At 62.3% G+C, this 21,084-nt stretch carries 17 protein-coding genes; 9 read left to right on the top strand and 8 right to left on the bottom strand.

The genetic code is table 11. The features are described from left to right. Positions 1-24: 24 nt before the first annotated feature. Positions 25-462, bottom strand: a complete 438-nt coding sequence (alaE, locus tag MMW58_RS04800) for an L-alanine exporter AlaE (protein WP_241722818.1) — start codon at positions 460-462, stop codon at positions 25-27. A 227-nt stretch (positions 463-689) separates the two neighbouring features. Next, positions 690-1,715 carry an alcohol dehydrogenase catalytic domain-containing protein gene (locus MMW58_RS04795; protein WP_241722817.1) on the bottom strand — a complete coding sequence of 342 codons (1,026 nt, stop codon included), beginning with the start codon at positions 1,713-1,715 and terminating at the stop codon, positions 690-692. A gap of 160 nt (positions 1,716-1,875) precedes the next feature. Between MMW58_RS04795 and MMW58_RS04790 the strand changes: the two genes are divergently transcribed. Both MMW58_RS04790 and MMW58_RS04785 read left to right on the top strand, forming a co-directional pair. Then, a complete protein-coding gene (locus MMW58_RS04790; RefSeq protein ID WP_241723687.1) occupies positions 1,876-2,817 on the top strand; it encodes a LysR family transcriptional regulator in 942 nt (313 codons plus the stop codon). A gap of 187 nt (positions 2,818-3,004) precedes the next feature. After that, a complete protein-coding gene (locus MMW58_RS04785) occupies positions 3,005-4,243 on the top strand; it encodes an MFS transporter (RefSeq protein ID WP_159236255.1) in 1,239 nt (412 codons plus the stop codon). 197 nt (positions 4,244-4,440) lie between these two features. Here MMW58_RS04785 and MMW58_RS04780 read toward each other — a convergent pair whose 3' ends face one another. Continuing rightward, positions 4,441-4,713, bottom strand: coding sequence for a GNAT family N-acetyltransferase (locus MMW58_RS04780; protein ID WP_041147122.1), 273 nt, complete (start codon positions 4,711-4,713; stop codon positions 4,441-4,443). A gap of 11 nt (positions 4,714-4,724) precedes the next feature. Further along, a complete protein-coding gene (yjdI, locus tag MMW58_RS04775; RefSeq protein WP_041147123.1) occupies positions 4,725-4,955 on the bottom strand; it encodes a 4Fe-4S mono-cluster protein YjdI in 231 nt (76 codons plus the stop codon). A gap of 272 nt (positions 4,956-5,227) precedes the next feature. Here yjdI and MMW58_RS04770 point away from each other — a divergent pair, with 272 nt between their 5' ends. The 4 genes from MMW58_RS04770 to MMW58_RS04755 are packed head-to-tail and all read left to right on the top strand — an operon-like array spanning position 5,228 to position 9,948. Continuing rightward, positions 5,228-5,500, top strand: a complete 273-nt coding sequence (locus MMW58_RS04770) for a YtcA family lipoprotein (RefSeq protein WP_133600515.1) — start codon at positions 5,228-5,230, stop codon at positions 5,498-5,500. Positions 5,501-5,506: 6 nt separating this feature from the next. Then, positions 5,507-6,535, top strand: coding sequence for a multidrug transporter subunit MdtN (gene mdtN, locus MMW58_RS04765; RefSeq protein ID WP_115191934.1), 1,029 nt, complete (start codon positions 5,507-5,509; stop codon positions 6,533-6,535). Between the two features lie 9 nt (positions 6,536-6,544). Then, positions 6,545-8,485, top strand: a complete 1,941-nt coding sequence (locus tag MMW58_RS04760; RefSeq protein ID WP_241722816.1) for an FUSC family protein — start codon at positions 6,545-6,547, stop codon at positions 8,483-8,485. Then, the gene (locus MMW58_RS04755) at positions 8,482-9,948 is read left to right on the top strand and encodes an MdtP family multidrug efflux transporter outer membrane subunit (protein ID WP_241722815.1); all 1,467 of its coding nucleotides are present in this window, start codon (positions 8,482-8,484) and stop codon (positions 9,946-9,948) included. Before MMW58_RS04760 ends, MMW58_RS04755 begins: the two co-directional genes overlap by 4 nt. 57 nt (positions 9,949-10,005) lie before the next feature. On the opposite strand, the gene MMW58_RS04750 is transcribed toward MMW58_RS04755, so the two are convergent. Continuing rightward, the gene (locus MMW58_RS04750) at positions 10,006-12,747 is read right to left on the bottom strand and encodes a LuxR C-terminal-related transcriptional regulator (RefSeq protein ID WP_241722814.1); all 2,742 of its coding nucleotides are present in this window, start codon (positions 12,745-12,747) and stop codon (positions 10,006-10,008) included. Between the two features lie 275 nt (positions 12,748-13,022). Between MMW58_RS04750 and MMW58_RS04745 the strand changes: the two genes are divergently transcribed. The 3 genes from MMW58_RS04745 (at position 13,023) to MMW58_RS04735 (ending at position 15,878) form a co-directional block, all read left to right on the top strand. Further along, positions 13,023-13,802 (top strand): acetoin reductase, encoded by a 780-nt coding sequence (locus MMW58_RS04745; protein ID WP_123708737.1) that lies wholly within the window; start codon positions 13,023-13,025, stop codon positions 13,800-13,802. A gap of 238 nt (positions 13,803-14,040) precedes the next feature. Then, positions 14,041-14,682, top strand: a complete 642-nt coding sequence (locus MMW58_RS04740; protein ID WP_241722813.1) for a TetR/AcrR family transcriptional regulator — start codon at positions 14,041-14,043, stop codon at positions 14,680-14,682. Between the two features lie 20 nt (positions 14,683-14,702). After that, positions 14,703-15,878, top strand: coding sequence for a TCR/Tet family MFS transporter (locus tag MMW58_RS04735; RefSeq protein ID WP_241722812.1), 1,176 nt, complete (start codon positions 14,703-14,705; stop codon positions 15,876-15,878). 63 nt (positions 15,879-15,941) lie between these two features. Here MMW58_RS04735 and MMW58_RS04730 read toward each other — a convergent pair whose 3' ends face one another. The 3 genes from MMW58_RS04730 to MMW58_RS04720 all read right to left on the bottom strand — a co-directional run bounded on the left by MMW58_RS04730 (position 15,942) and on the right by MMW58_RS04720 (position 21,074). Then, positions 15,942-17,495 carry a peptide MFS transporter gene (locus MMW58_RS04730; protein WP_241722811.1) on the bottom strand — a complete coding sequence of 518 codons (1,554 nt, stop codon included), beginning with the start codon at positions 17,493-17,495 and terminating at the stop codon, positions 15,942-15,944. A gap of 449 nt (positions 17,496-17,944) precedes the next feature. Further along, positions 17,945-18,991, bottom strand: coding sequence for a ferric ABC transporter ATP-binding protein (gene fbpC / locus MMW58_RS04725; RefSeq protein WP_241722810.1), 1,047 nt, complete (start codon positions 18,989-18,991; stop codon positions 17,945-17,947). A gap of 4 nt (positions 18,992-18,995) precedes the next feature. Next, the gene (locus MMW58_RS04720) at positions 18,996-21,074 is read right to left on the bottom strand and encodes an ABC transporter permease (protein WP_133600522.1); all 2,079 of its coding nucleotides are present in this window, start codon (positions 21,072-21,074) and stop codon (positions 18,996-18,998) included. Between the last annotated feature and the right edge of the window lie 10 nt (positions 21,075-21,084).

Below are 21,084 nucleotides of genomic sequence, written 5' to 3'. Positions count from 1 at the left end.
AGGTACCGCGGGTCACAGCCCCGCTCAGCTGTTCAACGACATCGGCTTGCTGCCTCCGGGAGGCAGGCCGAATAACTTACGCACCCAGTTAAGAAACGCGCCGTAGGGCCGCCCCAGGCAAAGCATCATCAGCGCGGCGCCGAGAGTACCCCGCACCAGCCCGCTTCCCGAGGCGCCGCTGAAGGCAATAATCAGCGCATAGATCGGCACCTGAAAACTGACCAGGGCCGCGCTGTCCCAGAGCAGCTGAGACACCCGACCGGGGCCGGCACGCCGCATCAGCCAATCCCGCCAGATGCCGTAGGGCCTTGCGACCGGAATCATCAGCGCCGCTCCCAGCAGGCGGGCGTGGAGAACCTGTTCCCAGGTCATACCGGCTATCACGCGTTCGTTAATAATGCCGGTTGTCGTGAAGAAGAGGATCAGCGCTGCGGTATCTGCAATAAATGCGGTCCGACGCATCGACCGTTCCGGGGGTTGAGGCAAATTACGTTTCCTGTCGTGGTGGAGTGATTAAACGCCTTCTCATTCACCGAGAAGCCTAAAACTATAGCATACGGGCATAATCCGTGACCCGCCCTGCTATCCGCTGCCCCGCTTACCCCATTCCCCTTACAGGTTTCCCCTACCTCGGCCCCGGAGCGGCCGCCCGCGGGGGCAATAATGCCCCCTTTTCAGCTCCTCCCCTATTACCGCGCGGGCGTAAAGACGCCCCGGAAGCGCATCTTGCCGGAGGCCAGGCGCTCGTAGGCTTCCGCAGCCTGATCCAGCAAAAATGTCTCCACGATCGGCTTCACTTTGCCTTGTGCCGCCAGATCGAGCACTTCACTCAGATAGTGCTGCCCGCCGTGCGTTGAGCCGATGACGCGCTGGCGCATCATATGAAACGGCACGCCTTCGGAGGAGATCGAGAACGGGCGGTTAAAATCAAGCCCGCAAAGCACCACCCTGCCGTCGGCCCGCAGCCCGGTGAGCGCATCCTCAGCCGCGTTGAAGTGGTTGGTAGTGACCAGCAGCACGTCCGCGCCGCCCATTTCCCGCAGCGCTTTGCCATTCGCCACCACATGGTCGGCCCCCAGCTGGCGGGCCAGCGCATGCTTATCCGCTGAATGGGTAACGGCAATAGTTTCAAACCCGCAGGCGCGGGAGAGCTGCAGCGCGACATGCCCCAGCCCGCCGATGCCGACAATCGCCACCTTCTCACGGGGCTGCGGCGCGGCATCGCGTAAACCGCTCCAGGTGGTATAGCCCGCGCACATCATGGGCGCCGCATCAACGTAATCCAGCCCGTCGGGCAGAAGCACGGTTCCTTCAGCCGCAATCGTAATATACTCCGCGTGGCCTCCCTGCGCGGCAAAGCCGGTGGTACGCGGCTGAACGCAGTTCATCGCCGTCTGGCCCGTCAACGGCCGGTTCTCACGACAGTATGGACAGCGGCCGCAGGACGATTGCACCCAGGTGGTTCCCACGCGATCCCCCACCACGCGCGTGTGGACCCCGGCCCCAACTTCGACAACCTCCCCGACAACTTCATGACCCGGCGTTTGCGGGTAAATGTCGCCCCCATACCCCTGTGTCGCCCACACGTCGGTGTAGCACATGCCTGAAGCATGCACTTTTACCAGCACCTGCCCGGGCTCAACCTTAGGAACAGGGAGCTCCTGGACTTCCCACGGTCGGTTGGCACCGGTCATAACAATCGCTTTCATTTTCATTTGGTTATCCTTATTTCACTTGTCGTAATGAGGGAAGCAGGCGGGTGCGCGGTTACCGTCAATGGGAAACGCAAAGTTAGCGAAGCATGTTGAGTTCCTGCTATTTCGAGTCTATGGTTCGTGGATTATCAAAACAATCCACGCAATTTTTGATGTGATGATGAAAGACATTCACCAATTGAAGGGCGCTGATTTTTCAGCCTTTACCGCTTTTCTGGCCGTCGCGGTTAACCGCAGCTTTCGTGCGGCGGCGATCCAGCTGAACATGACGCCGTCGGCAATCAGCCATTCGATCAAGGTCCTTGAAAAGCGGCTGAACGTCCGGCTTTTTCACCGGACCACGCGCAGCGTCTCTCTGACCGAGGCGGGAGAGCGCCTGGTTGCCAAATTGCGTCCGGCAATGGATGCGATTGGAGATGCGCTGCAGGAACTCGATGCACATGACCAGACGCCCGCTGGAACGGTGCGGATTAACGCCAGCGAGGGCGCCATTCGCCTGGTCCTGAAGCCCATCCTGGCCGGCTTTCTGGCGCGCTATCCCGGCATTCACCTCGATATCGTTAGCGACGGCAGGCTCAGCGATATCGTTGCCGACGGTTTCGATGTCGGCATCCGCCTGGCCGAGGCGGTGCCAAAGGATATGGTGGCGATTTCGCTTATGGGGCCGGTCCGCTTCGCCGCAATCGCCTCGCCCGATTATTTCAAGCGCCGCGGGCGCCCCGCCGTTCCGCAGGATCTTTATCACCACGATTGCATACGCTTTCGCTTTGACAGCGGGGCGATCTATCGCTGGGAGTTTGAACATAAAGGATTCATTGAAAAGATTAACGTCACGGGGCCGCTGACGTTGAGCGATCAGCCGATAATGGTGGAGGCGGCGATCGATGGAATCGGGATCGCCTTTGTACCCGATCACCTTGCCATGGAGGCATTGCGCGACGGCCGTCTTGAACGGGTTTTAGAGGAGTGGTGTCCGGCGTATCCCGGGCTCTGCCTCTACTATTCCGGCCATCGTCACGTTTCACCCGCCCTGCGAGCGCTGATCGATGAGCTGACCCGGCGCGCCAGGCCCGAGCCGCCGGGCAAGACGGCGAATACTTAGACGCGCATACTTAATCCCATTTAAGATAATTAATCGCATGCTCAGCGCACGCCTCGCCACTGCCCGAACGGCCAGGATGTCGCACTCTGCAATGTGCAAAAAAAGATAAGAAGCCCCCGTTACGGGCGCCTCACCAGGCCGGTACAAAGATGCTGGCCGGAATATTGGCTTTGAATGGGATAAGACTATGGGTTCACAGGTATCCGCAGCGGACGATTCTCTCCTGCGGCACGGGTCGTTCGTCACCTTTTGGCTGGCGCGCACCTGTTCATCGTTTGGCTTTCAGATGTTTTCGGTTGCCGTTAGCTGGCAAATTTACGCCATCACCCACAGCGCGATGGCGCTGGGGATGATCGGCCTGATGCAGTTCCTCCCTTCAGTGCTGCTGGCCCTGCCCGCCGGACACCTCGCGGATCAGTTCGATCGCCGGCGCATCGTGCTGCTAGGCCAATTCATCGAATGGGCGGCGCTGCTCGGGCTGGTGGCGCTGACGCTGCTGCACTGGGCGGACAAAATTGAGATTTGGGGGCTGGTCTTCTTAATCTCAGTGGCAAAAGCGCTGGAGTGGCCGGCGATCACCTCGATGCTGCCGGCGCTGGTGCCGCCGCCGATCCTCGCCCGCGCGATGGCGGCCAGCTCCGTCGGGGGACAGGCGGCGGTGATTATCGGCCCAACCCTGGGCGGCCTGCTGTACGTCGCCGGTCCGGAAGTGGTCTACGGCGTCTCCGCCCTGTTCTATCTGTTCTCGATTGTGCTGGTGAGCCGGCTGCGCTACGAGCGGCCGCCGCAAACCCGCCTGCCGATGAACCTCAAGAACCTGTTTGCCGGCGTCCATTTTATCCGCGAGAGAAAAGACGTCCTGGGCGTGATCTCGCTCGATCTGTTTGCCGTGCTCCTCGGCGGGGCGACGGCGCTGCTGCCGATCTTCGCCCAGGATATTCTGCACACCGGCCCCTGGGGCCTGGGGATGCTGCGCGGTGCGCCATCGGTCGGCGCGCTGCTGGTGGGCGTCTGGCTCAGCCGCAACAAGCTGGAGAAGAACGTGGGCCTGATCATGTTCGCCTCGGTGGCCGGCTTTGGCCTGGCGACGCTGCTGTTTGCGCTCTCGACGAAGCTGTGGCTCTCCCTGCTGGCGCTGGCCGCGCTCGGCGGATTCGATATGGTGAGCATGGTCATTCGCGGCGCGCTGGTGCAGCTCGATACGCCGGATGATATGCGCGGCCGGGTGAACGCGGTGAACGCCATCTTCATCAATACCTCGAACCAGCTCGGCGAGTTTGAGTCCGGCCTGCTGGCGGCGTGGATGGGCGCGGTACCGGCCGCGGCGCTCGGCGGGATCGGCACGCTGGTGGTGGTGGCGATATGGATGACCATTTTCCCGCATCTGCGCAAACGGCAGAAGCTGGAAAATGAAGGCACCCGCTGATAGCAAAGATGCGAGGTACTTTATGCGCACAGCCGGAAACAGGCAGCCGAAATAATATTGACGCGCGGCCGCGGCAAAAAATTCTGGCTAAGCTCTTTCTCAACGAAATAAGCGCCAGAAAAGAGATCCCGGATGCGGCAAGCGCGTCTGCGGTTATCCCCTAAAATTTAGCGCCGGCGAAAGCCGGCGCATTTATATCAGGCGCGGATATCATCGTATTCGCGGGTATTATCAAACTCGTGTTTAGCAAACGGACATAGCGGGATAATTTTACGCTGCTCGCCGCGCATTTTTTCCACCACCTTCGCCACCAGCTTTTTACCCACGCCCTGCCCTTTCAGGCTCTCGTCGACGTCGGTATGTTCAATAATGCTGAGATGCTCCCCGGTGGGGACAAAGACAATTTCGGCGACCTGATTGCCCTCGGCGTCATTGACGTAAAACTTGTTGTGGCCTTCCAGTATTTCCATCACGTCCTCACTTATTTTTGGCGATACTTCAGGGCGCCGCTCGGGCAGGTATCGATGACGCGCACGACCGTGGCGGCATCCACCTCGTCCGGCACGATCCACGGCTTACGTTTCAGATTGAAGAGCTTCGCGCTACCGCGTACGCAATTCCCCGAGTGCTGGCAGATTTCCGTATTGAAGTAGACATCGATTTTCTCTCCCCTGTAGGCGCGAAACCCCGCGTCCAGTAGTTCCTTATCCATGACATTGCCCCATTGTTTTTATTGTTCAGACCCTAAGCATAGTCCTGGCGGGAGGCGCTGACTACGGGCAGCGGCAGAAACCCTTTGCCCCTATTTTCTCGGCCGCTACCGCGGTTGATGCAAAATAAATGCGTTTATATTCATCCACTATGTAAAACCTAAGCTCAACCGGCGCCAGGAATATAGGCTTTTAGTCTGCCGGGCGGCTTTTAATTACCCTTCAGGCCGATTAAACTCATTTCACAATGATATGAGCGCGCAGGTATCCTCCCTTGAATCGTATAGCGAAGCTGGCTCCGCCGGCACTATTATTAACCGCGCCTTTAATTTCCGGCTGCTCTTTATCACCGGCGATCCCGGTATTAGGCGCCGCATTTCCCGGCTGGTTCTTCTGTTTATTGGGCGGCGTATTTTTACTCATTCCCTGCCATATCCTGATCGTTCGCCGGGGCTGGCAGCCGCGATTTTCGCCGCTGGTCTTCAGCTACCTGGCGCTGATGTTCCTGTTCGCCACGATCCTGTGGTTCCTCTTCTTCGTTAACTAAGCCGCTATGACAAACTCCAGCCCAAGCGTATTACGGAAAAAGTGGCCCCTGCTGGCCCTCGTCCTCGCCGCGATCGTGGCGCTTATTGTGGTTATCTGGCAGCTCCAGACCTCGCCGGCCACCAACGACGCCTACGTCTATACCGACACCATTGACGTGGTGCCGGAGGTGAGCGGGCGGATCGTCGAGATGCCGATCCGCGACAACCAGCGGGTGAAAAAAGGCGATCTGCTGTTCCGCATCGATCCGCGCCCCTACCAGGCGATGCTCGACGACGCCAAAGCCCGGCTGACGACGCTGGATGCGCAAATCATGCTGACCCAGCGCACGGTTAAGGCCCAGGAGTACAACGCCCAGTCGGTGGCCGCCGCCGTCGAACGCGCCAGGGCGCTGGTTAAGCAGACCACCTCTTCCCGCACCCGCCTCGAGCCGCTGGTGCCGCAGGGCTTTGCCTCGCAGGAAGATCTCGACCAGGCAAGAACCGCGGAAAAGGCCGCCCGCGCCGAGCTGCAGGCGACGCTGCTGCAGGCGAAGCAGGCCTCCGCCGCCGTCTCCGGCGTAGACGCGATGGTTGCCCAGCGGGCGGGGATCCTGGCGCAGATTGCGCTGGCGGAGCTGCATCTTGAATTCACCGAAGTCCACGCCCCCTTCAACGGCGTGGTGGTGGCGCTGAAAACCACCGTCGGCCAGTACGCCTCGGCGCTCAAGCCGGTGTTTACCCTAATGGATGACGACCGCTGGTACGTGATCGCCAACTTCCGCGAAACCGATCTTAAAAACGTCCGTCCGGGGGTTCCGGCGCGGGTTACCGTGATGACCAACCACGACAGAACCTTCTCCGGGGTGGTGGATTCCGTGGGCTCCGGGGTGCTGCCCGAAGGCGGGAGCGTGATTGAAGGCCTGCCGATCATCCAGAAGAGCATCAACTGGGTCCACGTTTCCCAGCGCTTCCCGGTGAAGATCGCCGTCAAAGATCCCGACCCTGAACTGTTCCGCATGGGCGCCTCCGCCAGCGCCGTGCTGCAGCCGCAGTAAGGGGACGGCATGCAGAACTTCTGGTCGTTCCTGAACCGGGAACTCCGCGATGTGCCGGGCCGGGCCAACTATACCCTGCGCCTGACGCTGAGCTGCGCGGTGCTGATCGTCCTGTTTATGACGCTGCAGATCCCCTTTCTGGCCGTCGCGCTGATCGTGGTGTTTTACGTCAGCCAGCCCAACGTGCTGATGATCAAGCTGGTGAGCGTGGTGTTTTTTATCACCGTCAGCGTGGCGCTGGGCTGCGTGCTGCTGATCATCAAATGGACCTATGATTATCCGCTGATCCGCCTGGTGGCCTCAGTGCTGCTGTTTTTCGGCGCGATCTACCTGATGCGGGTGCTGGGCAAGCTGGGGCTGGCCTTCTTCGTGGTGGCGCTGGTGGTGATCTACGCGCAAACCTTCCCGTCGATGACCAGCCAGAGCGAGATCCTGGTGCGCCTGCTGCTGTGGCTGTGGGTGGTCATTAACACCGCCATCGTGGTCACCCTGCTGGTGAACGCCTGTTTTCAGCAGGCGTTTCCCGGCTACCAGCTCAAGGCGCGGATCGTCGTCCTGCTGCGCCAGGTTGCGCAGCTCCTCGTTCAGCCGGGGCCGCTGAAAAACCAGCCGACGTTTAAAGAGATCGCCGAAAACTTTGCCCAGCTAAACTCGCTCTGTAAGCAGGCCACCCGCTCCAGTCCGGAAATTGCCGCCGACCCGCAGGGGTGGCAATCGCTGATGGCCGCCGCGCTTCATTGCTATCACCTTGCCGCACTACTTCAGCCGGGAGATGACCATCCCGCGGAGCGCCAGCAGCTCTCCGCCACGCTCTCGGCATTGGCGGATAACCTGCGCGCCGACACCCTGCCCGCGCGGCCGGAGATCGTCGCCCGGGATAGCGCCAACGGCGTGATCCTCCAGGAGATGGCCGCCACCCTGGACAAGCTGGCCCGCGGCGAAGCGGTTGCGCTGCCGGCCGGGGAAGAGGAAAAGGCCCCGCTGCTGCTGCCCGATGCCTGGAGCAATCCGGCCTACCTGCACTTCGCCCTCAAAACGCTGCTGGCGACCCTGCTGTGCTACGTTTTCTATACCGCCGCCGACTGGCAGGGCATTCATACTATTATGCTGAGCTGCGTGATTGTCGCCCAGCCGGGGCTAGGGGCGACCCTGCAGAAGACCTGGCTGCGCATCGGCGGCGCCCTGCTCGCCACCCTGCTGGCGCTGCTGATGATCGTCTACGTTCAGCCGCATACCGAATCCATCGTCGGGCTGCTGGGGATGACTCTCCCGGTGATGGCGCTGTCGGCGTGGATTGCCGCCGGCTCGGAGCGCATCGCCTACGCCGGGATCCAGATTGGCTTTACCTTTTCGCTGGCCTTCCTCAACTGGTTTGGGCCGCTGGCCAATCTCACCGAGCTGCGCGATCGGGTTATCGGCATCCTGCTCGGGGTGCTGGTCTCTTCGATCGTCCACCTCTACCTGTGGCCGGATAGCGAAGCCGTGCAGCTAAAATCTCGCCTCGCGCGGCTCTACCGGCAGATCGCCGGCTACCTGCGCGCCGGGGATGATGAGGTCAAGCTGGTGCCCCTGTTCCACTCCCTGAACGGCGCCGAAACCCTGATGCATCGGGTGGCGGCCGAGCCGCTCAACGCCTGGGCCCACCCGCATCCGGAGGCCAAAACCTGGCCGGTCAAAGCGACCTGGCTCCAGGCCCAGGAGATCGTGCGCTTAAGCGAAGGCTACCGGCTGTACGCCGCGCCGGGGGATGATTTTCTCCCGCGCAGCGCCGCGCAGCTTCAGGCCTACGCCGAGGATATCGAGCGCCAGCAGGCCGCGCCGGAGACGCCCCGCGGGCTGCATCCGGATCCGAACAACCCCTTTGGTCCGCCGCTGGCGACGCTACTGACGACGTTACCGACGTGGTCGTCCGCACCTTCAGATCTTCCGCGACAGGCAGATAAGTCATGAGAAAAATGGACACCGCAGCACGCTACCTGCGCTACTCACCCCTCGCTTTCCTCCTGCTCGCCGGGTGCGCGCTGATTCAGGACGATCCTTCTCAAGTCAGGATCGTCAACCCGCAGCAGGCGGAGCTCGCGCAGGTGATTCATCTGGCGAACAGCGGCTGGCCGACGGCCAGATGGTGGGAAGGCTATGACGACGCCCAGCTCAACATGCTGGTGAACCGCGCCCTGCAAAACTCCCCGACCATGCAGGCCGCCCGGCTGCGCATTTCGCAATCGCAGTCAACGGTAGAGCTGGCGCAGTCGGCAATGGGCGTGCAGGCCACCGCGGTAGCGGCGCAAAACCGCCTGCGGGTGACCAATAAGCAGTTCACCTGGCCCTACTCCTACTCTCTGCCGGTCGATAAAAACGGTCCCTGGTACACCCTGAATACGGTAGGCGTCGGTGCCACGCTGAATATCGATCTCTGGGGCGCCGACCGCGCCCACGTCGCGGCGGCCATCGGCGAGAAGAACGCGCGCCAGGCGGAAACCGCCGGTATCGAGCTGGATCTTGCCAGCAGCGTGGCGCAGCTGTACTTCGCGATGCAGGCCACCTTCCAGAAAATTGCGCTGCTCGACCAGCTGGAAGAGATTGCCCGCCTGTCGGTGCAGGCGCACGAGCACCGCACCCGTCGGGGCGTGGAGGATAGCGTCGATATCGCCAACGCCCAGGCCGAGCTGCTGGCGGCGCAGCAGCAGACGATTACCGCTAAAGGCACCCTGACCCAGTATCGCGAAACCCTGCGCGCGCTGATCGGCGCCGACGCCCGCAGCATGCCGGAGATCCACCCGGTGCCGCTGCCGACGCTGCAGGAGACGCTTCCCGATTCGCTCTCCTTCGAGCTGCTGGCCCGCCGCCCGGACCTGCAGGCGCTGCGCGGCTACGTCACCGCCTCGCTAAGCCAGGTCGATGCGGCGAAGGCGGCGTTCTACCCGCACTTCGATATCAAGGCCTTCTGGGGATATAACGCGCTGAGCGTCGGGGATCTGTTTAAATCATCGTTCCAGCAGATTAACCTGCTGCCCGGCCTCTACCTGCCGATCTTCGACGGCGGCCGCCTGAACGCCAACTTGCGCTCGGTGCGCACCGCCAGCAATATCCTGATCAAGCAGTACAACCAGGCCGTGCTCGACGCCGTTCGCGACGTGGCGATAAGCTCCAGCCAGCTCAACGATCTCAACCAGCAGGTGGCGCTCCAGCAGCTGAAGGTGACCGCCGCCATGGCCACTACCCACAGCGCCAGCGCGCACTATCAGCGCGGGCTGATCAGCTACTACGCCGCCCAGGAAGCGCGTCGGCCGGCCATCGCCCAGCGGCTGATGCTGCTGGATATCCAGGCCCAGCGCCTGAGCACCGACGTTACGCTGATCAAGGCGCTGGGCGGCGACTATCGCAGCCCGCTGGCTGAAGTTGGCGAGAAGTAATACCAGAAGCAATAAAGGCGGGGCGGCGAACCCGGCCCCGCAGAAGTGACGGCGCGCCTAGCTTAGCAGCCGCCACTCGCGCGCCTGGTTGAGCGCCTGGATGCGGCCGCTGACCTGCAGCTTTTCGTACAGCTGCTTGAGGTGCCATTTGACGGTCTCCGCCGAAATCCCCAGCTCCCGCGCCATCCCCTTATTCGAGTAGCCCTCGGCAATCAGGCGCAGGGTTTGCCGCTCCCGCTCGGTTAGGCGTACGTCCGGCGGCGCGGCGCGTCCGGCGCTGAGCGGGATCCCGGCGGCGGCAAACTGCGCCAGCAGCTGCGTCAGGTCGGCGCTGAACTCCGCCCCCGCCGCGCCGCGTTTAGCGATCAGCTGCAGCAACGACGCCAGATCCGGGCCGCCGTCCAGCAGGCTGCGCAGCAGCTTCTGGCGTATTGCCCGCCGCAGCGCCGGAACGCCGACCGCCACGGCCTGCTCCAGGGCATTCGCCTGCCACAGGGCCCGGGCCTGCAGCAGCCGCAGGCGCACGGCGAACAGCCACTCCCCGCAGCGCTCCTGCTCGGCCGCCAGCGTATCGAGCCGCTGCGCCGCCGCCGTCGCCTCCCCTTTCGCCATCAGCACCCGGCTGTGGCTTAGGGCCAGGGAGGCGTGCGCCACGTCGCTTTTGTCCGCGTCGCTGGCTAGCGCCTGCAGCCGGGAGAGCAGCGCTTCGGCGGCGGAGGTGTCGCCGTCCTGCAGCAGTTGGCTGAGGCGCTCGGCCAGCAGCGGCGCCTGCGCCCGCAGCCAGCCGCGCTGGACCGCCAGGCCTTCGGCGTGCAGCAGCAGGGACTCCGCGTCCTCCGGGCGGGCCTCGAGGCGCGCCCGCCTCGCCAGCACGATGTAGCAGCGGCTAAAGCCGTCCGGCGGGCAAAAATCATCGATGGTCTCCAGACGCAGCGTCAGCAGCGCGTCAATGCGCTGCGTTTCCCCCTGCTCCCAGGCTATTTCGGCGAGGATCGGTGCCAGCGTCGCGCCGCTGCTGGAGCGGGCGCCGGTCTGCCGTTCCGCAGCCTCCAGCGCCCGGCTGGCCTGACGCCCGGCCTCCGCCAGGTTGCCCTGGCGCAGGTAGCCCTGGGCCATGACGAAGGCCCGGTATACGCCGACGAACAGGTTGCGGCTGGCCTCGCGCGTACCCGATACCCGCTGCTGCACGTCGAGGGCCTGCTGCGGCCGGGAGCTGGCGAGATGACAGTAGCTGAGAATGTTGCACACCAGGCCATCGACCCATACGTCGCCGCAGGGCACCTCCCGCAGCAGCGGCTCGACGATGGCAATGCTCTGCGGGATATTCTCGGCAAAGGCTTCGCAAATCGCCCGCACCACCCGCAGCTTGACCCACGAGCTGTGGGCTAATGCTTCGCCGCTGGCCGCAGCCAGGGTTTCGAGCGCGTCCAGCAACTGGCGGGCATCCTGAAAGCGAAAGCGGTGCGCCAGCGCCCAGGCGAGGTTAATCTGCAGATCGATCCGCGAAGGGTCGGGATCCGCCGGCAGGTAGCGGATCCAGCGCACCATCGTGTCGATGTCCCCCTCTTCCGCCAGCGACTGCGCCCCGGCCTCCGCGTGCCCGGCGCCGCCCTTACCAGCGGCGAGGGCGTGGCGGATCGCCTCCGCCCACAGCTGCTGCCCGGCAAACCAGGCGCCGGCGCGCTCGTGCAGCCGGCGAATATCCCCCTCGCCGCCGTGCTGCAGGCGAGAGAGCAGCGCGTCGCGCATCAGCGGATGGTAGCGAAACCACAGCCCGCCCTCGTCGAGGGCGGAAAGAAACAGGTTGCGCTGCGCAATCCATGCCAGCATCGCCTCGCCGTTAGCTTTGCCGGTGACGGCGTCGCACAGCGCCGGATGCAGGCGGTTAAGCACCGACGTTTGCAGGAGAAAGTCGAGCACCTCGGCGGGCAAGGGGGCAAAAATGACTTCGTCAAGATAGCGGGAAATTGAGCGCGAGCCGGCGTTCAGCCCGCCCGCCGCCGGGTGGGAGTGCGCGGGGCCGCTGGATAAGGTAGCCATTTTCATCCCCGCGACCCAGCCCTCCGTCAGGGCCAGCAGCCGGGGGATCTCCTGCTGGCTGAACCCCGGCGCCGGCGCAGCGGAAAAATAGGCGCGGGCTTCGCCGACGTTAAAGCGCAGCTCGCTATCGTCCACCTCCACCAGCTGATCCTGCATCTGCAGCCGGCCAAGCGAAAGAGTCGGCTGGCAGCGGCTGCCGATAATCAGGTGCAGAGCGGCCGGGGCGTGGTTAAGCAGCCAGCTGAGCCCGGCGTGGATCGCCGGGTGGGAGATATTCTGGTAGTCGTCAATGATGAGATACAGCGGGTGCGGGCAGCGGTGCAGCTGGTTTACCAGCTCCGCCAGAAACAGCGTGAGATCGGCCGCCGGGCCGTCATCCGCCTGGCGGAGAAAGGCCGGGCTCCACCCTTGCCACAGGGGCGCCAGCGCCGCCTGAAGATAGCGCATAAACAGCGCCGGGGGGCCGTCGTCTTCATCCATGCTCAGCCAGGCCAGGGCATCCCCCTGCTGCTGGCGATGGTGGTACCACTGGGCCAGCAGGGTCGTTTTGCCAAACCCGGCCGGGGCGCACACCAGCGTCAGCGCGCTGCCGGTGGCGGCGTCCAGGCGCCGCAGCAGGCGGTCGCGCAGCTGCAGCGAACCGGGTGAGCGAGGCGGCGTAAAGCGGGTGGCGATAAGCGGCAGCTGGCGCGTAAAGCCCAGAGGCTCTTCGGAAACACATTCACTCAGTGGGTCATCCGTTGCGGGCAAAAATTCCATCGTGCCGTTACCTTTTCAGCCAGTCCATTCCCCGAGTGTACCCAAGGAGAGGCGGTTGAACCAAGGCATCGCTGCGATATCCGAGCGCGCTCCAGCTTTTCATCACTGCGCCCCATTTCCCCCCCAGCTGGGGGGTAGGCCACGCCTATCCGCCGCTATAGAGTAATGCCATTCTCTGCCGCTGATGCACCCCTGGCCCGCTGCGCCCTTCCCGCACCGGGCCCACAGCGCATCGGGCAGCCGTGGTTTATTAATCAGCTCAAGGTGAGTACAGAATGGCTATCGAAAATAAAGTGGCGTTGGTCACCGGCGCGGGTCAGGGCATTGGCCGCGGGATTGCTTTACGTCTGGCGAAAGATGGCGCATCGCTGATGCTCGTCGACGTCAACCCGGAAGGGATTGCCGCCGTCGCCGCTGAGGTTGAGGCTCTGGGCCGCAAGGCGGCCACCTTCGTCGCCAATATCGCCGACCGCGAGCAGGTTTACGCCGCGATTGACGAAGCGGAGAAGCAGCTGGGCGGCTTCGATATTATCGTGAACAACGCCGGGATTGCTCAGGTGCAGGCGCTGGCCGACGTGACCCCGGAAGAGGTCGATCGCATCATGCGCATCAACGTCCAGGGCACCCTGTGGGGCATTCAGGCCGCGGCGAAAAAATTCATCGACCGTCAGCAAAAAGGTAAAATCATCAACGCCTGCTCCATTGCCGGGCACGATGGGTTCGCCCTGCTGGGGATCTACTCCGCCACCAAATTTGCCGTCCGCGCGCTGACCCAGGCGGCGGCCAAAGAGTACGCCAGCCGCGGCATCACGGTAAACGCCTACTGTCCGGGGATTGTCGGTACCGGCATGTGGACCGAGATCGACAAGCGTTTCTCCGAGATCACCGGCGCGCCGGTGGGTGAAACCTACAAGAAATACGTGGAGGGCATCGCGCTGGGCCGTGCCGAAACGCCGGACGACGTGGCAAGCCTGGTCTCCTATCTCGCCGGCCCGGATTCTGACTACGTTACCGGTCAGGCGATCCTGATCGACGGCGGCATCGTCTACCGCTAAATCCTGACGCCGGGCCGCGTTCAGCGCGCGGTTCGGTTCGACTCGCCCTTTCCTTCAGTCCGCACGCCTTTTGCCGTCTTAATTTCCCGCTGAATTTCTGCTTAACCTTTTACTTCATTCGCTTCACTTCACCCGCACGCCCTCCGGTGATGCATCATAGCGCTGGACTTAATTTTATATTGATCATAATATTTTACCCGACATAAAATTATCGACATCAGCACCACGGAGCGAATACGTGAATACCCATCAGCATGCCGAGGGGCTGCGCGAGCAGAAAAAGCGCCTTACGCGCCAGCAGCTCTCCAACACCGCCACCGAACTGTTTATTCAGCACGGTTTTGATAACGTCACCATTGCCGATATTGCCGCCGCGGCCGGCGTGTCGAAAATGACCGTGTTTAACTATTTCCCGCGTAAAGAGGAGCTCTACTTCGATCGCATCGACGAAGTCCACCAGCTGCTGCGGCAGGCCTTCGATCGGCATCCCCAGCGGGCGCCGGTCGCGGTGCTGGAAGCGCTGGCCGAGGAGCTGATGAGCCAGCAGCATCCGCTGGTGAGAATGGATCGTCGGGTGGCGGCGTTCTGGCAGGGCGTTGAGGCCAGCCCGTCGCTGCAGGCCTACGCCCTTGAGCAGTTTGCCCTTCTGACCCGGGCGCTGGGCGCCATGCTCGCGTCGCGCCTTCAGCGGCCGGCGTACGATCCGCTGGCGCAGCTGATCGCCAGCATCGTGCTCAACGGCTGGCGCATTGCCTACGGCGACGCGCTGCGCCTGCAGCAGGAGCAGCCCGCCGACGTCGTACGCGAGCGCTTTCTCGCGCTCCTCGAGCGCAGCTTTCACGCCGCCCGCGCCGCCGCGCAGGATACCCCCTATGCGTAGCGCCCCGCGTTGAGCCGACCATGAACAGAACCCTAAGCGTCATTTTTATCACCATCTGGCTCGATGCCGTCGGCATCGGGCTGATCTTTCCGCTGCTGCCGCAGCTGCTTAAAGAGGTGGTCCATACCGGCGATATCGCCCCCTACATCGGCATTCTGGCGGCGCTGTACGCCCTGATGCAGTTTATTTTCGCGCCCCTGCTCGGCGCGCTCAGCGATAACTTCGGCCGCCGCCCGATACTGCTGATTTCGCTGGCCGGGGCGGCGATCAACTACCTGCTGATGGCCTTTTCCAGCCATCTGTGGCCGCTGCTGCTCGGGCGAGCCATCGCCGGCCTCACCAGCGCCAACCTTTCGGTGGCGATGGCGTGGCTGACGGACGTGACGCCGGCGGAAAAGCGTGCCGGCCGCTTCGGGCTGTTCAACGCCACCTTCGGCGCGGGATTTATCATCGGCCCGGTGCTCGGCGGCGTGCTCGGCGATTACGCCCTGCGCCTGCCGTTCATCGTCGCCGCGGTGCTGAACGGCGCGAATTTCCTGCTGGCGCTGCTGGCCCTGAAGGAGTCGCGCCGGCCGGCGAAGCGCAAAATGGCGCTCGCCGAGCTCAATCCCCTCCGGCCCATGCGCTGGCTATTCTCAGTCAAAGGGCTGCTCACCATCGCGCTGGTGTTCTTCTTCTTAAGCGCCACCGGGGAGGTCTACGGCACCTGCTGGACGCTGTGGGGACAGGATATGTTTCACTGGAACGGGCTGTGGGTCGGCCTGTCGCTGGGCGCGTTCGGCGTGTGCCAGATGCTGGCGCAGGCCTTTCTGCCCGGCCCGGCAACCCGCAGGCTCGGCGAGCGCGGGGCCATTCTCTGCGGCATCGCCAGCACCAGCGCGGCGCTGATTATCCTGTCGCTGGCCCAGCAGGGCTGGATCGTCTTTGCGGTGATGCCGCTGATCGCCCTCGGCGGGATCGGCACGCCCGCCCTGCAGGCGCTGGCCACCCGCCAGGTCAACGACGACCGGCAGGGGCAGCTGCAGGGAGTACTGGCCTCCACCGTCAGCCTGGCATCGATCGTCGCGCCGCTGGCCTTTTCGTCGCTCTATTTCGCCCTCAGGACGTGGTGGCCCGGGGCCATCTGGCTGTCGGTGGTGGTGCTGTACGCCTTTGCCGTACCGCTCATTTACCGCTGCACGCGCCGGGAGGCGTAGCTCACAGACGAAAAAAAACCGGCGCATCAGGCGCCGGTTTGCAGGATATGGGCTCTTTTACCTTCAGGCGTTAGCCGCCGGCTCCCCGGCGGTTTTGCTGCGGGTATTCTCCAGCATCCGGCGCACAGGAACGATCAGCACGCAGAGTACGGCGGCGCAGATCAGCAGCGCAATCGAGCAGCGGGCGAAGAGATCCGGCAGCATATCCAGTTGGTCAGCCTTGACGTGACCGCCAATCAGGCCGGCGGCCAGGTTACCCAGCGCGCTGGCGCAGAACCACAGCCCCATCATCTGACCGCGCATTCTTTCCGGCGCCAGCAGGGTCATGGTCGCCAGGCCAATCGGGCTCAGGCACAGCTCGCCCAGCGTCAGCATCAGAATACTGCCCACCAGCCACAGCGGCGATACCCCCGCTCCGCCGCTGCTCAGCACGTTCTCAGCGGCCAGCATCATCAGACCGAAGCCGCCGGCGGCGCAGAGAATGCCGATAACGAACTTGGTGATGCTGCTCAGGCGGACGTTTTTACGCGCCATCGCCGGCCATGCCCAGCTGAATACCGGCGCCAGCAGAATGATAAACAGGGCGTTAATCGACTGGAACCATACCGCCGGAATTTCGAAGCTGCCGATGGTGCGGTTGGTGTAGTCGTTGGCAAACAGGTTAAACGACGTCGGCTTCTGCTCGAAGGCCGACCAGAAGAAGGCGGCGGAGACCAGCAGAATAAAGCACACCAGCAGGCGAGCGCGCTCTTTGCGGGTCAGGCCGGCAAAGGCGAACAGATAGATAAAGTACAGCGCCACCGACGCCGCAATGACGTACACCAGGGTGCTGGCGACCGCCACGGGGTTAATCACGATAACGCCCTGAGCAATCAGGACAATCACCGCCGCAACCCCGACCGCCAGCGCCAGCAGCCAGGCGCCGACGCCGTTTTTCTTCGCCACCGGGCTGTTCCAGGTGGAGTCGAGGCCCACTTCGCTGTCGTAGCGCTTCATGGCCGGAACGGCGAACAGGCGGAAGATAACCAGCGCTACCAGCATCCCGATACCGCCGATGCCAAAGCCCCAGTGCCAGCCGTGGGATTTGATAAGCCACCCGGAGATCAGCGGGGCAATAAACGAGCCCATGTTGATGCCCATATAGAACAGCGAGAACCCGCCGTCGCGGCGCGCGTCGCCCTTCTTATACAGCGTGCCGACCATCACCGAGATACAGGTCTTAAACAGGCCGGAACCGAGCACGATAAACATCAGCCCGATAAAGAACAGGGTGTCGCCCATCCACGCAGAGAGGGCAATCGACAGATGGCCGAGCGCAATCAGAATCGAGCCGTACCAGACGGCCTTTTGCTGACCCAGCCAGTTGTCCGCCAGCCAGCCGCCCGGCAGCGCCGCGAGGTACATGCTGCCGGCGAAGATGCCGACGATCGCCGACGCGTTTTCGCGCGCCAGCCCCATGCCGCCGTCATAGACGGTGGCGGCCATAAACAGGATTAAAAGCGGGCGAATGCCGTAAAAAGAGAATCGCTCCCACATTTCGGTAAAAAACAGCGACCCTAGCGGATAGGGGTGACCAAAGAAGGTCCGAGTTTCGTTTTTATTAACAGAGGAATGCATAACTTCTCCCAATAAGGTGCGCCGAAGCGCTTGTAAATCGCGGAAAGCGCGTTGACCATTTTTTCATTTGGCCAATCATTTACTTAAAATTTAATATTATTTAACCATTTGATAACCGGATGGTGGTTTTGTCTAGCCCCTTACCCAGACTTTTTAGATGAAAAGTCGACAAACGTCTACTTTTATAGATTTTAAGTTGGTTGGGCCGTGAATACTGTTGACATTGCCATGCCGGGAATTTCTACAATTTTATTGTTTATAAACATAACGTTAATGAATATCCATTCAGTATAAATGGATAGCCAGCGGCGGCGGGATAGCGTGATTAAAACCGGGATAAATGTAGGGTTGGCAGGGTCTACGGCGGGAAATGAGGATAAACAGGGCTCTTGATTTTGCGCGGTCGTCAAACGGCAGCGGCCCCCTGCGGCTAAGCAGGGGGCGGACTCCTATGCGGCATCCTGTAACATAAACATCCCGTAGGGATGAATCTGCAGGTAGTAGCTCTCCCCGACGTCGGGCTGCAGGCGGGTGGCGTTGATTTGCAGCAAAATCTGCTGGCCGTGCCACTCAACGATCGCCTCATACTGCGGCCCCATATAGGCCACGTGGCGGATGACGCAGCGCTGGCTCTCAAGCCCCTGCTGGCTGAGGGTAATCGCCTCCGGGCGGACGCCGACGGTGCCGCTTCCGCTGGCGGTAAAGTGCGGCGGACGCGGCAGACGATAGCCGTGGATCTCCACGCTCTCGGCGCTGAAGCTGGCCGGGAACAGGTTCGCGTCGCCCATAAAGCTGGCCATAAAGCGTGAAGCCGGCTGACGATACAGATCCTGCGGCGAGCCAATCTGCATGATGCTGCCTTTGTTCATCACCAGCACCGTATCGGAGACCGCAAAGGCCTCGCTCTGATCGTGGGTGACGTACAGCGAGGTAATATTGAACTGCTTTTGCAGCTCGCGGATCTTATCCCGCATGCTGCGGCGCAGGTTGGCGTCAAGGTTGCTCAGCGGCTCGTCGAACAGCAGCACCTTCGGCTTGAGGATCAGCGCCCTGGCCAGCGCCACGCGCTGCTGCTGCCCGCCGGAGATCTGATCGACAAAGCGATCCTCGTAGCCCTCCAGGTCGACCATCGCCAGCGCCGCCTTCACCCGCGCTTTTGTCTCGCTGCGCGATACGCCGAGCATCTTCAGGCCGTAGCCGACGTTCTCCCCCAGTGACATATGGGGAAACAGCGCGTAGGACTGGAACACCATGCAGATATCGCGCTGCTGGATGGAGCGGTGGGTAACGTCTTCGCCATCGATAAAAATCTGCCCGCTGGTGGGCTTTTCCAGCCCGGCCACCAGCCGTAGCACCGTGGTTTTCCCGCAGCCGGACGGGCCGAGCAGCGTCACCATCTGCCCCTGCGGAATAGCAAGGTTAATGGTTTCGATAACGGTGTTATCGCCAAAGCGCTTGCCGACGTTGCGCAGCTCAACGAAATGTTTTTGAGTCATAGAATTACGCCTGATTTTTGGCTTTTGAGCGGGAGATTCGCGCCTCGCCGATCAGCCAGTCAAAGAGGAAAATAATCGCCAGCATCACGACTATCAGAATGGAGCCGTAGGCGATCGCCACGCCGTATTCGCCGTCTTCTACCCGGTTGAGAATGTAGGCCGTTGCCACCCGGGTATCCGGCGTGACGAGGAAAACAATCGCGCTGACGGTGGTAATGGCGCGCACGAAGCTGTAGATCAGCGCCGACAAAATAGCCGGGCGCAGCAGCGGCAGCAGGATATGGGTAATGGTGCGTAGGCTCCCGGCGCGCAGGCTCAACGAGGCCTCATCCAGCGATTTATCGATCTGGCCGAGACCGGCAATGCCCGCGCGAATGCCGACCGGCACGTTGCGCATCACCATCGACATAATCACAATCGCCGCCGTGCCGGTGAGGTAAACCGGCGCGCTGTTGAAGGCCAGGATGTACGACACCCCCGCCACGGTGCCGGGAACCGCGAAGCACAGCATGGTGGTAAATTCGATGGTCTTTTTGCCCCTGAACTGCTGGCGCACGACGACCCAGGCGATCAGCAGGCCAAAACCGGCGGTGATCGGCGCCGCAATCCCGGCATACAGCAGGGTATCGAGCAGCGAAGGCCACGCGCCGTCGCTCATTCCCTGGCCAAACAGCTTAATAAAGTTATCCAGCGTCAGGGTATAGTCCACGCCCCAGTTGACGGTGAAGCTGCCGTAGAAAATGCTGCCGTAGAGCAGGGCGTTGAAGGCAATCCAGATCGCCAGCAGGGCCACCACGCCCCGCACCAGCATCGCCGGCAGCGGCTGCACGTCGCCGCGGTAGGACTTGCCGGAAACGGTCACGTAGGAGCGCTTGCCAATCCACATATACTGCACGCAGAACACCAGCAGCGAGAACAGCAGCAGGAATGCGCCAAGGGTGCTGGCGGCCTGATAATCCAGCTGCGAGCCGGTAATGTAGAAGTAGATCTGCGTCGCCAGCACGTCGAAGTTGCCGCCCAGCACCAGCGGGTTGCTGAAGTCGGCCAGCGACTGCACGATAACGATCAGGAAGGCGTTCGCCAGCGCCGGCTTGAGCAGCGGGACGAATACGCCGTTAAAGGTTTGCCAGCGGCTGGCGCGCAGGGTATACGACGCCTCCTCCAGCGAGGGGTGAATGGTCTTGATGGCGCCGTCGAGGATCATAAACGCCATCGGGGTAAAGGCCAGCACCTGCGCCAGCCAGATGCCGGTAAAACCGTACAGCCAGTTGGTGTTGGTCAGCCCGAACCAGGTCACCATAAATTCGGTCACGTAGCCGGAGCGCCCCATCATCAGCGTCACGCCAAGCCCCACCACGAACGGCGGCGTGACGATCGGCAGAATCGAGAAGATGCGCCCGATGATAGCGCTGCGCTTCGCGATGCGGGTGGTGTAAATCGCCAGCACCAGGCCGAAGAAGGTGCAGCCGATCCCGACGGCAATCGACAGCAGGATCGAGTTGATAATGACCTGCACGATATGCGCCTGGGAGAGGACGCTGAGGAAGGCCAGCGGCGCGAACTCCCCGGCGGCGTTGGTGAACATCGGGATAAAAATGGCGATGCTCGGCCAGACGATAAAAATGCCGATCAGCGCGATGATGGTAATCAGCGAGCCGATGACAAAGCGATCGCCGCCCAGCCACTCGAGGCGCGTCAGCGCCAGGGTCATGATGGCACCCAGCGCCACGAACAGCACGATGGCGGCATAGCCTAAACCCCGGCCCTCTACGCTGGCGCTGATGACGATAAAGGCCATGCACAGCAGCGCCCAGCCGGCGTCAAAATAGTGGCGGGCCCGCTGTTCGCGGCGCGCTTCGCTCAGCGGGCGAACCAGCAGCAGGCTCGGCAGCAGGTACCACAGCCAGCTAACGTTGATCTGCGACCAGCCGTAGGCGGCGAGGATCTCGTCGCGCGTCGACTCCAGCAGGCCATAATCCAGGCTCCAGCCCGGCAGCAGGGCAAACGCCAGCCAGCCGAGTAAAACCCACAGGAATACCGCATCCCGTTTTTTCGCGGGATGAAGAGCTAATGTGTGTGACATAAGTTTTCCG

This window comes from Klebsiella sp. HC6 (assembly GCF_022605325.1).
Lineage (GTDB): Bacteria > Pseudomonadota > Gammaproteobacteria > Enterobacterales > Enterobacteriaceae > Klebsiella > Klebsiella terrigena.
The sequence above is the reverse complement of the archived record's forward strand: the minus strand, read 5'-3'. Positions and strand labels throughout refer to the sequence as shown.

What these genes read in the sequence shown, in the direction of transcription:
- MMW58_RS04785 (WP_159236255.1), top strand. Translation starts at nt 3,005, where the DNA reads ATGGGTTCACAGGTATCCGCAGCGGACGATTCTCTCCTGCGGCACGGG.
- yjdI (WP_041147123.1), bottom strand. Translation starts at nt 4,955, where the DNA reads ATGGATAAGGAACTACTGGACGCGGGGTTTCGCGCCTACAGGGGAGAG.
- MMW58_RS04735 (WP_241722812.1), top strand. Translation starts at nt 14,703, where the DNA reads ATGAACAGAACCCTAAGCGTCATTTTTATCACCATCTGGCTCGATGCC.
- MMW58_RS04730 (WP_241722811.1), bottom strand. Translation starts at nt 17,495, where the DNA reads ATGCATTCCTCTGTTAATAAAAACGAAACTCGGACCTTCTTTGGTCAC.
- MMW58_RS04795 (WP_241722817.1), bottom strand. Translation starts at nt 1,715, where the DNA reads ATGAAAATGAAAGCGATTGTTATGACCGGTGCCAACCGACCGTGGGAA.
- MMW58_RS04745 (WP_123708737.1), top strand. Translation starts at nt 13,023, where the DNA reads ATGGCTATCGAAAATAAAGTGGCGTTGGTCACCGGCGCGGGTCAGGGC.
- mdtN (WP_115191934.1), top strand. Translation starts at nt 5,507, where the DNA reads ATGACAAACTCCAGCCCAAGCGTATTACGGAAAAAGTGGCCCCTGCTG.
- MMW58_RS04720 (WP_133600522.1), bottom strand. Translation starts at nt 21,074, where the DNA reads ATGTCACACACATTAGCTCTTCATCCCGCGAAAAAACGGGATGCGGTA.
- MMW58_RS04760 (WP_241722816.1), top strand. Translation starts at nt 6,545, where the DNA reads ATGCAGAACTTCTGGTCGTTCCTGAACCGGGAACTCCGCGATGTGCCG.
- alaE (WP_241722818.1), bottom strand. Translation starts at nt 462, where the DNA reads ATGCGTCGGACCGCATTTATTGCAGATACCGCAGCGCTGATCCTCTTC.
- MMW58_RS04780 (WP_041147122.1), bottom strand. Translation starts at nt 4,713, where the DNA reads ATGGAAATACTGGAAGGCCACAACAAGTTTTACGTCAATGACGCCGAG.
- fbpC (WP_241722810.1), bottom strand. Translation starts at nt 18,991, where the DNA reads ATGACTCAAAAACATTTCGTTGAGCTGCGCAACGTCGGCAAGCGCTTT.
- MMW58_RS04750 (WP_241722814.1), bottom strand. Translation starts at nt 12,747, where the DNA reads ATGGAATTTTTGCCCGCAACGGATGACCCACTGAGTGAATGTGTTTCC.
- MMW58_RS04790 (WP_241723687.1), top strand. Translation starts at nt 1,876, where the DNA reads ATGAAAGACATTCACCAATTGAAGGGCGCTGATTTTTCAGCCTTTACC.
- MMW58_RS04755 (WP_241722815.1), top strand. Translation starts at nt 8,482, where the DNA reads ATGAGAAAAATGGACACCGCAGCACGCTACCTGCGCTACTCACCCCTC.